The organism is Nocardia sp. NPDC003693 (assembly GCF_053981095.1).
The window spans coordinates 36,777-53,542 of record NZ_JBSFNO010000054.1 but is presented as its reverse complement, the minus strand read 5'-3'; the positions used below and the strand labels follow the sequence as shown (position 1 = coordinate 53,542).

At 71.6% G+C, this 16,766-nt stretch carries 1 protein-coding gene (only partly in view); it reads right to left on the bottom strand.

The genetic code is table 11. The features are described 5' to 3' along the window. Positions 1 to 16,766, bottom strand: part of the annotated coding region (locus ACWDOP_RS35875) for a non-ribosomal peptide synthase/polyketide synthase (protein ID WP_456348621.1) (this coding region is incomplete at its 3' end). Its footprint extends 16,464 nt past the window's final position; 16,766 of its 33,230 annotated nt are in view.

The following is a 16,766-nucleotide window of genomic DNA, read 5'->3' as shown; positions in this document are numbered from 1 at the left end:
CGACCGAAGTACCCGCGCGCCAACTGCGCACCCGACAGATACAACTCACCCGACACACCCACCGGCACCGGACGCAGACGCGCGTCCAGCACGTAGACCCGGCTGTTCGCCTCGGGCGCGCCGATGGAGACCGACACCGCGTCCGCGGCGCTCACCCGGTGGTTGGTGATCGAGACCGCGGCCTCGGTCGGACCGTAGAGGTTGAACAGCTCGGTGCGCGGGTTCTCGCGCAGCACGCGCTGCGCCAGCGGCCCGGGCAGTGCCTCGCCGATGGCCAGGATGCGCCACAGCGAATCCGGCAGGCCGTCGGTGACCAGGGCGTCGAGCATGGACGGCACCACGTGCAGGGTGGTGACCCATTCGCGCGCCATGAGCTCGTTGAGGTACGCCGGATCCTTGTGCCCGTCGGGCAGCGCGATGACCAGGCGGCCGCCGCAGGCCACCGCCGACCAGAACTCCCAGACCGAGAGGTCGAAGGTGGCGGCGGTCTTGAGCAGCACCGCGTCGGCCGCGTCGAGCCCGAATTCCGAACTCTTCCACAGCAACTGGTTCACCACGGCGCCGTGCGGCAGGGCCACGCCCTTGGGGCGGCCGGTGGAACCGGAGGTGAAGATGACGTAGGCGGTGTTCGCCGCGGTCAGCTCGCGCACCCGTTCGGCGGCGGTGATCGGGGAGTCCGAGTGCTCGGACAGATCGAGCTCGTCGATCCGCAGCACCGCGAGGCCGGCGAGGGATTCCGCGCCCTCACCGGTGATCTCGTACGCGTCCCGGCCGGTGGTCAGGACACAGGCGGGCGCGGCGGTTTCGAGGATGTAGTTGGTGCGCTCGGCGGGCTGATCGGGATCGATCGGCACGTACGCCGCACCGGCCTTGGCCACCGCGTACATCGCCGTGACCAGATCGGCCGAGCGCCGGATGGCAAGGGCCACCCGGTCTTCCGCGCCGATGCCGCGCGCGATCAGCTCGCGGGCCAGGCGGTTCACCCGGGCGTCGAGCTCGGCGTAGGTGATGTTCTCCGCCACGCCCTCGGCGGTGTCGGCCACCAGGGCCACCGCCTTGCGGTCGGCGGCGACGGCCGCGTCCAGCAGCGAGACCAGCGTGGCGGACTCCGCGCCCGGGAACACCGGGTCCAGATCCCGTGCGGTGTCGTTCCACCGCTCGAGGATGCGCACGCTGTCCTCGGCGCCGAGCAGGTCGATCTCGCCGACGGTGACGTCGGCGTTCGCCAGCACCGCGTCCAGGATGCGGATGAAGCGATCGGCGAAGGCGCGGATCGTGCTCTCGTCGAAAATATCGGTGGCGTAACCGAATTCGGTGAGGATCTCGGCCGGCGCACCGCTGTCGGTGTACCGGTCGTAGAGCGTCACGTGCAGGCCGGTCTTGGCCAGCTGCGATTCGAACTGCACCGCGGCCACGTGCAGGCCCGGCAGCTCGAAGGCGCTCTCGGCCAGGTTCTGGAAGGACAGGCCCACCTGGAACAGCGGATTGCGCGCGGTGGAGCGCACCGGGTTGAGCACCTCGACCAGGCGCTCGAACGGCACGTCCGCGTTGGCGAACGCCTCGAGGTCGCGCTCGCGCACCTCGGCCAGCATGCCGGCGAAGGTCGCGGACGAATCGACCCGCGTGCGGAACACCAGGGTGTTCACGAACATGCCGATGAGGTCGTCGAGTTCGCGTTCACCGCGACCGGCGATCGGGGTGCCGACCGCGATGTCGTCGGTGCCCGAGAGCCGGGCCAGCAGCACCGCGAGGGCGGCGTGCACGACCATGAACAGCGAGGCGTTGTTGGCGCGCGCCAGCTCGTGCAGCCCGGCGTGGCGCTCGGCGTCGATGTCGAAGCGCAGCGCCTTGCCGACGAACGACTGGGCCGGCGGATGCGGGCGGTCGGTCGGCAGCTCGAGCTGGTCCGGCAGTCCGGCCAGCGCCCGCGTCCAGTACGCGACCTGCTGTGCGGCAAGCGATTCCGGGTCCTCTTCCGAGCCCAGCACCGCGCGCTGCCACAGCGCGTAGTCCGCGTACTGCACCGGCAGCGGCGCCCACTGCGGCACCTCGCCGTTGGCGCGGGCCACGTAGGCGGCCATCACGTCGCGCGACATCGGGCCCATGGAGGAGCCGTCGGCCGAGACGTGGTGCACGGTGAAGGTCAGCACGTGCTGTTCGACATCGCTGTCGGTGATGCGGAACAGCTTGACCGCCAGCGGCACCTCGACGGTGACGTCGAAGGTGGTCATGGCGAATTCGATGACCTTGCCGAGCAGGTCGCCCTCGCGCACGGCCTCCGGGACCAGCATCAGGTCGGTCTGCGAGGCGGGCAGGATCACCTGGTGCGGACCGTCGGCGGTGCGCGGGTAGATGGTGCGCAGCACCTCGTGGCGCCCGATCACGTCGCCGAGCGCCTGCTCCAGGGCGTTGAGATCCAGTGCGCCGGTCAGGCGTACGGCCAGCGGGATGTTGTCGACCGCGGAGGTGCTGGTGTCGAACTGGTTCAGGAACCAGTAGCGCTGCTGCGCCGGGGACAGCGGCACCAGATCGGGCCGCTCGCCCGCGACCAGGCGCGGGCGGGCCCGGCCGGATCCGGCGTGCCGCTCGACCCGGGTGGCCAGCGCCGAGACCGTGGAGGCCTCGAAGAGATCGCGCACCGCCAGGTGGATGTCCAGGGCCGCGCCGAGGCGGGCGGTGACCTGGGTGGCGATGAGCGAGTTGCCGCCGAGCTCGAAGAAGTCGTCGTCCACGCCGACCCGGCCGACGCCGAGCACGTCGGCGAAGGTCCCCGCCACGATCTCCTCGATCGGGGTGGTGGGCGCACGGAAGACCTTGGTCTCGAAGACCGGTGCGGGCAACTGCTTGCGATCGAGCTTGCCGGAGGCGTTGAGCGGGAAGGCGTCCAGGATCACGTAGGCGCCCGGGACCATGTAACCGGGCAGCGCCTCCTGCAGTTCGGCGCGCACGGCGTCGGTGTCGACGGTGTGGCCCGCGGCCGGGATCACGTAGCCGACGAGCTGATCGCCGAGGCGATCGTCCGACCGCACCACGACCACCGACTGCGCGATGGAGTCCACCGCGGTGAGGGCGGCCTCGATCTCGCCCAGCTCGATGCGCAGACCGCGCAGCTTGACCTGGAAGTCGGTGCGGCCCAGGTATTCCAGCTCGCCCGCGCCGGTCCACTTGACGAGGTCGCCGGTGCGGTACATGCGGCGGCCGGAGTGGAACGGGTCGGCCACGAAGCGATCCGCGGTCAGATCCGGGCGCGCGACGTAGCCGCGCGCCAGCTGGGCGCCCGCGAGGTAGAGCTCACCCGCGACACCGGGCGCGACCGGGTGCAGTCGCGAATCCAGCACGTAGACACGGGTGTTGAACACCGGACGGCCGATCGGCACGGAGGCCGTGTCGGCCGGGGTGACCTCGTGGTAGGTGACGTCGACCGCGGCCTCGGTGGGGCCGTACAGGTTGTGCAGCTGCGCGCCGGTCAGTTCCAGCAGCCGGTGCGCGGTCGGCGCGGGCAGGGCTTCACCGGAGGCGAAGACGTTGCGGAGCGAGACGCATTCCGCCGCACGCTCTTCCGCGACGAAGACCGACATCATCGACGGCACGAAGTGCACGGTGGTGACGTCGTGGTCGACGATGAGCCCGGCCAGGTACGCCGGATCGCGATGCCCGTCCGGCTTGGCGACGACCAGCGCCGCGCCGATCTGCAGGGGCCAGAAGAACTCCCACACCGACACGTCGAACGTGGCGGGCGTCTTCTGCAGCACCACGTCGTCGTCGAACAGGCCGTATTCGGTCTGCATCCACACCAGGCGGTTGACGATCGCCTCGTGGCTGACCGCCACGCCCTTGGGGCGGCCGGTCGAACCCGAGGTGAAGATGACGTACGCGATGTTGCCCGCCAGCAGCGGGGCGGCCCGGTCGGCGTCGGTGATCGGCGCGTCGGAGAACGACGCCAGATCCAGGGTGTCGATGTGCAGGGTGCGCACCCCGGCCTCGACGCCGTCGCGGGTGGTGGTGAGCACGCACACCGGCTTGGCGATATCGAGGACGTAGCGGTTGCGCTCCTCCGGGTGATCCGGATCCAGCGGCACGTACGCGCCGCCGGCGGCGATGACGGCGTACATGCCGATCACCAGGTCGAGCGAACGGCGCATACCCAGCGCCACCAGGCAGTCGTTGCCGACGCCCGCCGCGATGAGGTAGCGGGCCAGGCGGTTGACGCGGGCGGAGAACTCGCCGTAGGTCAGCGACTCGCCCTCGAATACCAGGGCCGTCGCGCCCGGCGTCTGCGCGGCCTGGGTCGCGAACATCGAGGCCAGGGTGACATCGGCGGCGGACTTGCGGCCCGCCAGCGCGACCCGGGTGACGTCGTACTCGGTGGCGTTCCACGAACGCAGCACCCGGCGGCGGTCGAGGTCGTCGAGGATGTCGATATCCCCGACCAGGGCCGCCGGATCGGCGACCACCGCGTGCAGCACGCGCAGCAGATTGCCCGCGAAGCCCGCGATGGTGTTCGCGTCGAACATGTCGGTGGCGTAGGCGAATTCGGCGGTCATGCCCGCGCCGCGGCCGTCCGCGCCGACGCGTTCGGTCAGCTCCAGGTGCAGATCGAACTTGGCGGTGACCACGTCCAGCGGCACGCCCGCCACTTCCAGCCCGGGCAGGGTGAAGGTGGCCGCGCCGGTGTTCTGGAACGACAGCATCACCTGGAACAGCGGGTGCCTGGCCTGCGAGCGCGCCGGGTTGAGGATCTCCACCAGGCGTTCGAACGGCAGGTCGGCGTGCCCGAAGGCGGCCAGGTCGATGTCCTTGGTGGTGGCCAGCAGTTCGGTGAACTTCGCGCCGGCCTCGACCGGCGTGCGCAGCACCAGGGTGTTGACGAACATGCCGATGGCGTCGTCGAGCACCTGCTCGCCGCGGCCGGCGACCGCGGTGCCGATGGCGATGTCGTCGCCGCCGGAGAGCCGGGCCAGCACCGCGGCGAAGGCCGCGTGCACGACCATGAACAGGCTCGCGCCGTGTTCGCGGGCCAGGGTGTTCAGGCCGTCGAGGAGTTCGGCGTCGATACCGAATTCGTGCACGCCGCCGCGGTTGGAGGCCACGGCCGGGCGCGGGCGATCCGCGGGCAGGTCGATCTGGTCGGGCAGCCCCGCCAGCGTGCGGGACCAGTAGCCCACCTGCTGGGAGATCAGCGATTCGGCGTCGTCCTCGGAGCCGAGCGTCTCGCGCTGCCAGAGCGCGAAGTCCGCGTACTGCACCGGCAGCGGAGCCCACTGCGGCACAGCGCCGTTGGCGCGCGAGGCGTAGGCCAGCATGACGTCGCGCGCCAGCGGGCGCACGGACCAGCCGTCGCCGGAGATGTGGTGCACCACGAAAACCAGGACGTGCGTGGGCTGTTCGGCATCGGTCACCCGGAAGAGCCCGGCGCGCACCGGCGCCGCGACGGTGACGTCGAATCCGGTGAGCACCAGTCCGGCGACCCGTTCGGGCAGTTCGGACTCGGTCACCTCGACCGGCGCGGAGTCCACGGTGACCCGATCGGCGGGCAGAACCACCTGCACGCCACGGCCTTCGGCGTTCTCCGGGTAGTAGGTGCGCAGCACCTCGTGCCGTTCGAGCACATCGCCGACGGCGTCCCGCAGGGCCGCCACATCGAGGTCGCCGGTGAGGCGGACCGCGAGCGGGATGTTGTTCACCGCGGAGGCGGTGTCGAAGCGGTTGAGGAACCACATGCGCTGCTGCGCGAGGGACAGCGGGATCTCGTCGGGGCGCCGCTGTGCCACGAGTTCGCGGCGTGCGCCGGTACCCGCCTGCACCGCGACCCGGGCGGCCAGGGCCGCGACGGTCGGGGCGTCGAACAGCGCGCGCACCGGCACCCGGGTGTCCAGCGCCGCGCCGAGGCGGGCCACGACCTGGGTGGCGATGAGCGAGTTGCCGCCGAGCTCGAAGAAGTCGTCGTCCGCGCCGACGGGCTGTTCCAGCCCGAGGACCTCGGCGAAGACCGCGGCCACCGCCGATTCGGACGGCGTGGACGGCGCGCGGAACTCGCGCGCCTCGAAGACCGGTTCGGGCAGGGCCTTGCGGTCCAGCTTGCCGCTGGTGTTGAGCGGGAAGGCGTCCAGCGCCACCACGGCGGCCGGAATCATGTACACCGGCAGCGACTGCCCGGCCTGCGCGAGCAGTTCGCGCGGCTCGATGGTGTGCCCCGGGGCGGGCACGGTGTAGGCCACGAGCTGATCGCCGGTCGGGGTCGGCACCACCAGCACCGCGGCCTGGCTGACCGCGGGCTGGGCCAGCAGCGCGGTCTCGATCTCGCCGAGCTCGATGCGCTGACCGCGGAACTTCACCTGGAAGTCGGTGCGGCCGATGTACTCCAGGCGCTGCGGTTCGCCGGCGGGCTCGCGCCACACCACCAGGTCGCCGGTGCGGTACATCCGCTGCCCCGGCTCGAAGGGGTTGGCCACGAAGCGATCCGAGGACAGATCCGGGCGACGGACGTAGCCGCGCGCCAGCTGATCGCCCGCGAGGTAGAGCTCACCCGCGACACCGGCCGGGGTGGGCCGCAGCCGCGAATCCAGCACGTAGACACGGCTGTTCCACTGCGGGATGCCGATCGGCGCGGTCCGGGTGTCGGCCGCGGTCACCTGCCAGTAGGTGATCGAGACCGCGGCCTCGGTCGGGCCGTACAGGTTGTGCACGGCGATGTCGCCGAGTTCGCGGACCGCGGCGGCGGTCTCGGGCGGCAACGCCTCACCGATGACGAAGACGTCGCGCAGGGTCGGCAGCGAGCCGGCCGGGGTGTGCGCGGCGAAGACGGTCAGCATGGACGGTACGAAGTCGGTGACCGTCACGCCCTGTGCGGCGATGACCTCGGCGATGTAGGCGGGATCGCGATGCCCGTCGTGGGTGGCCACCACCAGGGTGGAGCCCACGCGCAGCGGCATGAAGTAGCCCCAGAGCGACACGTCGAAGGTGGTCGCGGTCTTCTGGAAGTACACGTCCGCCGCACCCATCGGGTACTCGGCGAGCATCCATTCGATCTGGTTGTCGATGGCCGCGTGCGTGATCGCGACGCCCTTGGGGCGGCCGGTCGAGCCCGAGGTGAAGATGACGTACGCGGTGTTCGACGCGCGCACCGGTCCGAGGCGCTCCGCGCTCGTGATCGGCGTGCCCGGGTAGCCGGACAGGTCCTCGACGTCGATCTCCAGCACGGCGCGGTCACCGGCGTCGAAATCGTCACGGCTGGTGGACAGTACGCAGACCGGCTGGGCGGTGTCGAGCACGTGCCCGATGCGCTCGGCCGGGTGGTCGGGATCCAGCGGCACGTACGCGCCACCGGCCTCGAGCACCGCGTACATGGCCACCACGAGGTCCAGCGAGCGGCGAATGCCCAGGGCCACCAGCGATTCCGGTCCGACACCGGCCGCGATGAGGCGGCGGGCCAGCGTGTTCACGCGGTCGGCGAACTCGCCGTAGGACAGACTCGTCCCCTCGAAGACAACCGCGGTCGCGTCGGGGGTCAGCGCCGCCTGCGCGACGAAGCCCGAGGTGAGGGTGTAGGCGTCGCCGCCCGCGCGGGCGCGCCCGTCGTGCAGCGCGTGCTCGGTCTCGTTCCAGTCCACCAGGATTCGGCCGCGCTCGGCCTCGGCCAGCAGGTCGATGTCGCCGATGGCGAGTTCGGGCCGGTCCGCGATGGAGCGCAGCAGCAGCGCGAAGCGCTGTCCGAACAGCTCCATGGTGGCCGCGTCGAACAGATCGGTGGCGTAGATGAGCTCGGCGGTCAGACCGGACGGCGCGGAGCCGTGGCCGTTGCCCGAGACATCCTGTGCGCCCGCCTGTTCGGTGAGCACCAGCTGCAGGTCGAACTTGGCGGTGTCCAGCGGCAGGTCGACGCCGCTGACGCTCAGGCCCGGCAGCTCCAGCTCGGCCGCGGCGTGGTTCTGGAACGCCAGCATGACCTGGAACAGCGGGTGCCGGTTCTGCGCGCGGGCCGGGTTGAGGATCTCCACCAGGCGCTCGAACGGCAGATCGGCGTGCCCGAAGGCGGCGATGTCGGTGGCGCGCACCGATTCCAGCAGCGCGGTGAAGTCCGCGCCGCCGTCCACCTCGGTGCGCAGCACCAGGGTGTTGACGAACATGCCGATCAGGTCGTCGAGGGCGCGTTCACCGCGGCCGGCGACCGGGGTGCCGATGGCGATGTCGGCTTCCCCGGACAGGCGCGAGAGCAGTGCCGCGAGCGCGGCGTGCGCGACCATGAACAGCGTCGCGCCCCGGGCGCGAGCCAATTCGGCCAGCCTGCCGTGGGTTTCGGCGTCGATGGTGAACACGTGGGTCGCGCCGCGGCCGGTGGCGACCGCCGGGCGCGGGCGATCCGAGGGCAGATCCAGCTGCTCGGGCAGCCCGCGCAGGGTCTCACCCCAGTACGAGATCTGCTGGGCGATGACCGATTCCGCGTCGCTCTCGTCGCCGAGCACCTCGCGCTGCCACAGGGCGTAATCGGCGTACTGCACCGCGAGCGGAGCCCAGCCGGGTTCGCCGCCCTCGACACGAGCGCCGTAGGCGGTCATGACGTCGCGGGTCAGCGGGCCCATGGACACGCCGTCCGCGGAGATGTGGTGCACCACCAGGGCCAGCACGTGCTCGGTCGGGCTGACCTCGAACAGGCGGGCCCGGAACGGCACCTCGGTGGTGACGTCGAAGCCGCGCAACAGGAACTCCGAGAGGGCGCGCGCGATGTCGGCGTCGGCCACCTCGACCGGGGTCAGGTCCGGGATGACCTGCCCGGTGGGGACGATCTCCTGGTACGCGACGCCGTCGATCTCGGGGTAGCGGGTGCGCAGCGACTCGTGGCGGGCCAGCACGTCGGCGACCGCGATCTGCAGCGCCTGGCGGTCCACCAGACCCGAGAGCCGGACCGCGGCCGGGATGTTCTCCACGGCCGATTCGGTGTCGAAGCGGTTGAGGAACCACATGCGCTGCTGCGCGAGCGAGAGCGGCAGTCGCTCGGGCCGTTCCCGCGCGACGAGCGCCTGCCTGCGGCCCGAGCCCGAGTGCACCTCGGCGCGCGCGGCCAGCGCCGCGACCGAGGACGCCTCGAAGATCTCGCGCACGCCCAGTTCGGTGTCCAGCGCCGCCGACAGGCGGGCCGCGACCTGGGTGGCGATCAGGGAGTTGCCGCCCAGGGCGAAGAAGTCGTCGTCCAGGCCGACGCGCTCGAGGCCGAGGATCTCCTCGAAGATGCCCGCCACGATCTGTTCCACCGGCGTGGTCGGGGCGCGGAAGACCGCCGCCTCGAACACCGGCGCGGGCAGCGCCTTGCGGTCCAGCTTGCCCGAGGCGTTGAGCGGGAACTCCTCGAGGACCATGAGGATGGACGGCACCATGTACGCCGGCAGGCGATCGGTCAGCTCGGCGCGCACGCCCTCGATGTCCACGGTGCGGCCCGCGGCGGCGATGACGTAGGCGACCAGCTGATCGCCGGTGTGCACGTCCCCGCGCACCACGACCACCGACTGCGCGACTGAATCCAGTGCGGTGAGCGCGGATTCGATCTCGCCGAGCTCGATGCGCAGACCGCGCAGCTTCACCTGGAAGTCGGTGCGGCCGAGGTACTCGATCTCGCCGCCGCCGTTCCACATGACCAGGTCGCCGGTGCGGTACATGCGGTCGCCGGACCCGAAGGGGTTGGCCACGAAGCGATCCGCGGTGATGTCGGGACGCGCGACGTAGGCGGTGGCGAGCTGATCGCCCGCCAGATAGAGCTCACCCGCGACACCCACCGGAACCGGCCGCAGCCGCGAATCCAGCACGTACACCTGGGTGTTGAACACCGGGCGGCCGATCGGCACGGTGTCGATGTCGGCCACGTCGACCCGGTGGTAGGTGACGTCGACCGCGGCCTCGGTGGGCCCGTACAGGTTGTGCAGCTCGGCGCCGGTGATCTCGCGCAGGCGCTGGGCGGGCTTGGGCGCCAGGGCTTCACCGGAGGCGAAGACCAGGCGCAGGCTCTCGCAGCGCACGGCGGCGGGCTCGGCCACGAAGACCGCGAGCATGGACGGCACGAAGTGCGTGACCGTCACGCCCGCGCGGGCGATGAGATCGGCCAGGTACGCCGGATCGCGATGCCCGTCCGGCTTGGCGATGACCAGCGTCGCGCCGATCTGCAGGGGCCAGAAGAACTCCCACACCGACACGTCGAAGGTCGCCGGGGTCTTCTGCAGCACGACGTCCTCGGCGGCGAGCCCGTATTCGGACTGCATCCACACCAGGCGGTTCACGATGGCCGCGTGCGGCACGGCGACGCCCTTGGGGCGGCCGGTCGAGCCCGAGGTGAAGATGACGTACGCGGTGTTCGACGACCGCAGCGGCGCGAGGCGATCCGCGTCGGTGAGCGGCGCGGCCGAGTACCCGGCCAGATCGAGCAGGTCGATGCGGACCTGCGCGGTGTCCACCGGCAGGTCCTCGCCGGCGGTCAGCACGGTCACCGGATCCGCGGTGGCCAGGATGTATTCGGTGCGCTCGGCCGGATGGTCCGGGTCCAGCGGTACGTACGCCGCGCCGGCGGCCGAGACCGCGTACATGCCGACGACCAGATCCAGCGAGCGCCGCATGCCCAGTGCGACGAAGGATTCCGCGCCGACGCCGCGCTCGATGAGCCAGCGCGCCAGGCGGTGCACCCGCGCGGCCAGCTCGCCGTAGGACAGACTCGTCCCCTCGAAGCTGAGGGCGGTGGCGTCCGGGGTCCGTTCGGCCTGCGCCTCGAACAGCGCGACCAGGGTGGCCGCGGTGTCGCCGGAGGCCGCGCGCACGCCGCCCTCGGCGTCGTCCTCGGCGGTCCCGCCGCCGGTCAGCACCGCGAGCACGGTGTCGACGTCGTAGGCGGTGTCGTTCCACTCCGAGACGACCTGCTCGCGCTCGAAGATGTCGAGCAGCTCGATATCGCCCACCGCCGCTTCGGGATTCGCGGTGACGGCGGTGAGCACCCGCACCAGGCGATCGGCGATCCGGCGCACGGTGGCCTCGTCGAACAGATCCCGCAGGTAGCCCGCGCGGATGCGCAGGCGGGTGTCCAGCTGGGCGATGAGCGTCAGCGGGTAGTGGGTGGCGTCGGCGGCCTCGAGGTTCGTGACGCCCATGCCGTCGATGTCGGCGGCCTGCGCCCGGATGCCGTCGGCGTCGACGGGGTAGGACTCGAACACCACCAGGGTGTCGAAGAGCCCGCCGATCCGCGCGGCCGACTGGATGTCGGCCAGGCCGATGTAGTGGTGATCGAGCAGGTCGGCCTGTTCGCCCTGGGTGCGGGTGAGCAGCGCCCGCGCCGATTCGGACGGATCGAAGGCGACCCGCACCGGCACGGTGTTGATGAACAGGCCCACCATGGATTCCACGCCCGCGAGCTGGGCGGGGCGGCCCGAGACGGTGGTGCCGAAGAGCACGTCCTCGCGCCCGGTGAGGCGCCCGAGCAGCAGACCCCAGGCGACCTGGAGCACGGTGTTCGGGGTGACGCCGATGTCGGCGGCCAGCGCGGTCAGGCGCGCGGTGGCGGTCTCGTCCAGCTCGAAGAAGTACTCGCCGGACAGGGCGGTGATCTCCCGGCCCGCGTCGGGGCGGGTGAGCAGCGTGGGCTCGGAGACCCCGTCCAGCGCGTGCTTCCACGCGTCCAGCGACGCCGTACGGTCCTGCTGCGCAACCCATTCCAGGAAGTAGCGGTAGGAGCGCACCGGCGGCAGCACCGCGGTGTCGGCGTGCGTGGCGTACAGCACCAGCAGGTCCTGCATGAGCAGCGGCATGGACCAGCCGTCGAGCAGGATGTGGTGGTTGGCCACGGCCAGCTGCCATTCGTCGGCGGCTGTCTGCACCAGGGTGTAGCGGATCAGCGGCGGTTCGGTGAGGTCGAAGCGCTGGACGCGATCGGCCTCGAGAATGTCGCCGGCGTAACCGGTTCCGGTGCGATCGTGCTGCGCCCACGCCACGTGCACCTTGTCGAGCACGACCTGCACGGGCACGCCGCTGGCGTCGGAAACGTATGCGGTGCGCAGGATCTCGTGCCGGTCCAGCAGCGCCTGCGCGGCCGCGCGCAGGCGGTCGGCGTCGACGCGGCCGGTGAGGGTGAGCACCGCCTGCGCGGTGTACACGTCCACCGAGGTGGCCGCGAGCTGCGCGTGGAAGAGCAGACCCGACTGCAGGGCGGACAGCGGCCACACCTGGTCGATGGCGCCGAAACGCCGCTCCCAGCCGTCGATGTCGCGCTGGGTGACCCGCACCAGCCCGAAGTCGGACGGGGTGTGCCCACCGGCCCGCGCCGATTCCGCGTGCCGCGCTACGGCTTCCAGCGCGGAGATCCACAGCGCGCCGAACTCGGCGACGGCCGCCGCGTCCAGCAGCGTGCTCGGGTAGCCGATATTGGCGGTCAGGTGATCGCCGACCACGATGGCGTTGATGTCGAGCGGGGCCATGGCGGGCATGTCGGCGTCGTACGCGCCGCCCAGATCGGCCAGTTCGGCCGCCGGGATCCAGCCGAAGCCGCGCAGCGCCTCGGGCACCTCGCCGGTGTTGACCCGGCCCAGGTAGTTGAAGCTGACCTGACCGGGCAGGCGCGCGGGCAGTTGATCGGCGGTGGCCTGGTTCAGGTAGCGCAGCAGGCCGTAGCCGATGCCCTTGTCCGGCACCGCGAGCAGCTGCTCCTTGACGGCCTTGATGGCCGCGCCCATGGCCGGGCCGCCCGCGAGAGCGGCGTCCACATCGAGCTGCGACAGATCGAAGCGCACCGGGAAGATGGCGGTGAACCAGCCGACCGTGCGGGACAGGTCGGCGCCGGGCACGACCTCCTCCTCGCGGCCGTGGCCCTCCAGGCGGATCAGAGCGGACTCGTCCGCCGCGATACCCCGGGCGGTGCGCCACTTCGCCACGGCCAGCGCCAGCGCGGTCAGCAGACCGTCGTTGACGCCGCCGTGGAAGAGCGCGGGCACGGTGGTCAGCAGCGACCTGGTGACCTCGGCCGAGAGTTCGACCCGGTGCTTGGCCAGCACCGCGGTGACGTCGACGGCCGGATCCATCGGGCGCTCGGTCAGCAGCGGATCCGGGCCGTCCACGACGCCGCGCCAGAAGTCGAGCTCGGCCACGCGGGCCTCGGTGGCCGCTTCGCGTTCGAGGGCGTGCGCCCAGGTCCGCATGCTGGTCTCGGGCGCGACGAGTTCGGGGGTCTGCCCGGCGGCGAGCTGCCCCCAGGCGGTGACGAAGTCGGGCACCAGGATGCGCCAGGTGACGCCGTCGACCACCAGGTGGTGCGCGGCCACGATGAGGCGGCCCGCGCGCGAGCCGTCGCTCGGGGCCAGCCAGACGAAGCGCACCACGACGCCCGCGGTGGGATCGAGCCGGTCGAGGGTGGCATCGAGTGCGGCGGAGGCGATCTCGACGAGTTCGGCGTCGCTCGCGGCGGCATCGAACTCGGTGCGATCGATGAGCGCGTCCACGTCGATGGCGCCGGCCGCGGCCGTCTCCACGATCCAGTCCGCGCCGGGGACCCGGCGCAGGCGCGCGCGCAGCATGTCGTGGCGGTCGATGACCGTGCCGACGGTGGCGGCGATGCCCGCGCGGTCGATGCCGACCGGCAGTTCCAGGGCCATGGTCTGGTTGAAGCGGCCGAACGAGCCGGGCCGTTCCACCATGAACCGCACCACCGGGGTGAGCGGCATGACGCCGACGCCGCCGCCGGGCAGTTCCAGCAGCTTGGGCGCGGAATCGCCCTGCGCGTCGGCGGTTTCGGCCACGGCGGCCAGGCCGGCGACGGTGCGCTGTTCGAAGACGTCGCGCGGGCTGAAGACCACGCCCCGCGCCTTGGCCCGCGACACCAGCTGGATGGAGACGATGGAATCGCCGCCGAGCGCGAAGAAGGAGTCGTCGATGCCGACCCGCTCCAGGCCGAGCACCTCGGCGAAGACCTCGGAAATGGTGTGCTCCAGCGCGTTTCGCGACGCGCGGAAGACAACCTCGGTGGCGAACACCGGTTCGGGCAGCGCCTTGCGGTCGAGCTTGCCGACCGGGGTCAGCGGCACGCGGTCGATCACCATGACCGACGACGGCACCATGTACGCGGGCAGGCGCTGCTCCACGAACGCGGTGACCGCGGCGATGTCGATCGACTGTCCGGGCACGGCGACGACGTACGAGACCAGCGAGGTCGCGCCCGCGGCGTTCTTGTGCCCGACGGTGACCGCGAAGTCCACGCTCTCGTGCGCGGCCAGCGCGGCGTCGATCTCGCCCAGTTCGATGCGGAAACCGCGCACCTTGACCTGGAAGTCCGAGCGGCCGACGTATTCGACCTCACCGGTGCGGGTCCAGCGCACCACGTCACCGGTGCGGTACATCCGCTGCCCGGCCACGGCCGGGTTGGCCACGAAGCGATCCGCGGTCAGGCCCAGGCGGGCGTGGTAGCCGCGCGCCAGCTGAATGCCCGCGATGTACAGCTCACCCGCGACGCCGACCGGCACCGGCCGCAACCGGTTGTCCAGGATCAGCGACTGCATACCGCGGGTCGGCCCGCCGATGGTGACCTGATCGCCCGGCACCAGCGCGTCGCTGATGTTGGTCATGATCGTGGTCTCGGTGGGGCCGTAGCCGTTGTGGAAGGCGCGAATCGTGCCGTCCGCCAGCGGAATCGCCCACTTGGCGACCAGATCGGCGGGCACCGCCTCGCCGCCGGCGACCAGGACGCGCAGGGTGTCCAGGCCGGTCGGGTCGAAGGTGGCCAGCGCGGCCGGGGTGATGAAGGCGTGCGTGACGCCCTCGGAGCGGATCAGTTCCGAGAGTTCGTCACCGCCGTAGACGCCCGGCGGGACGACCACCAGGGTGCCGCCCGCGCCGATGGCGAGCAGGAATTCCAGGATGGACGCGTCGAACGACGGCGAGGCGAAATGCAGTGCGCGCGACGAGGAGTCGAGGGCGTAGCGCTCGGCCTGCTCGACGCTGAAGTTGGCCAGACCGGCGTGCGTGACCACCACGCCCTTGGGCAGGCCGGTGGAGCCGGAGGTGTAGATGACGTACGCCGGATGCTCCGGGCGCAGCGGGCGCACCCGGTCCGCGTCCGAGATCGCCTCGGCGGCATGCGCGTCGAGGTCGAGATCGTCCAGGACGAGCCATTCCACCGAATCCGGCAGCTCGGCGCGCACCGACGCCACGGTCAGGCCGACCGGGGAACCCGAGTCGGTGACCATGTGCGCGATGCGGTCGGCGGGGTAGTTCGGGTCGACCGGCACAAAGGCCGCACCGGTCTTGGTGACGCCCCACTCGGCGAAATACGAAGCGTCCGAACGCGGTACCGCGATGGCGACCAGGTTCTCGGTGCCGATGCCGCGCTCGATGAGCAGTCTGGCCAGGCGGTTGGAGCGGGCGTCGAGTTCCGCGTAGGACAGACCTGTCCCCTGGAAGCGGACGGCGGTCCCCTGCGGGCCGCGGGCCACGGCGGCGGCCAGCAGGTCGGGCAGGGTGGCGGCCTGGATCGCGGGCAGCCCGTGCCGCGCGACGAGGTCGGCGCGCTCGGCCCGATCGAGGATGTCGATCGCGCCGACCGCGATCTCCGGGTTCGCGGCGACGGCCTCGAGCACCCGCAGCCAGCGCTGCGCGAAGCCCGCGGCGGTGTCGGCGTCGAACAGGTCGACCGCGTAGGTCAGCGCCAGCGCCATACCCGAATCCCGTTCGGACAGCGTGAACTGCAGATCGAAGCGGGAGATGTTCTCGTCCAGGTCGAGCGCGGCGACGCTGAGCCCGGGCAGTTCCAGGGCGGTGCGGTCCAGGTTCTGGAACGCCAGCATGACCTGGAACAGCGGGTTGCGGGCCTGCGAGCGCTCGGGGGCCAGCAGTTCCACCAGGCGCTCGAACGGCACGTCGGCATTGCCGAAGGCGTCGAGGTCGGTGTGCCGGGCCCGATCCAGCAGATCGGAGAACGATTCCGCCGGATCGATGCCGGTGCGCAGCACCAGGGTGTTGACGAACATGCCGACCAGGTCGTCCAGCGCGGCCTCGCCGCGACCGGCGACCGGGGTGCCGACCGAGATGTCGTCGCCGCCGGACAGCCGGGCCAGCAGCACCGCGAGCGCGGAGTGCATGACCATGAACAGCGAGGAACCGCGCCGGCGGGCGAGCTCTTCCAGCGCGCCGACGAGTTCGGGGCTCAGCTCACGCTGCACGGTGGCGCCGTGGTGGGTGGCCACCGCGGGCCGCGGGCGGTCGGTCGGCAGCGCCAGTTCCTCGGGCGCACCGGCCAGCACGCGCTGCCAGTACCCGACCTGGCGGGCCATGATCGAGGCCGAATCCTCTTCCGAGCCGAGCACTTCGCGCTGCCAGACGGCGAAATCGGCGTACTGCACGGCGAGCGGCGCCCAGCCGGGGACCGCGCCCTGGGTGCGCGCGGAGTAGGCCAGCATGACGTCGCGCGAGAGCGGCGCCATGGAGAAGCCGTCACCGGCGATGTGGTGCACCACGACCACGAGCACGTGCTCACCGGCGGCGGCGCCGGAGTCGTCGTCGGCGGCGGGGGCGGCCACCCGGAACAGCCGGGCGCGCAGCGGAACCTGGTCCGCCACATCGAATCCCACGGTGGCGAAGGCCGTCACCGTGTCGATGAGCGCCGCCGGGGCGACCGTGACCGGACGCAGATCCAGGGCGACCTGCTCGGCGGGCACGACCACCTGCACCGGCGTGCCGCCGTGCTCGGGGTAGCGGGTGCGCAGCGACTCGTGCCTGCGCACCACGTCCGCCACGGCCAGTTCCAGTGCGGCGGT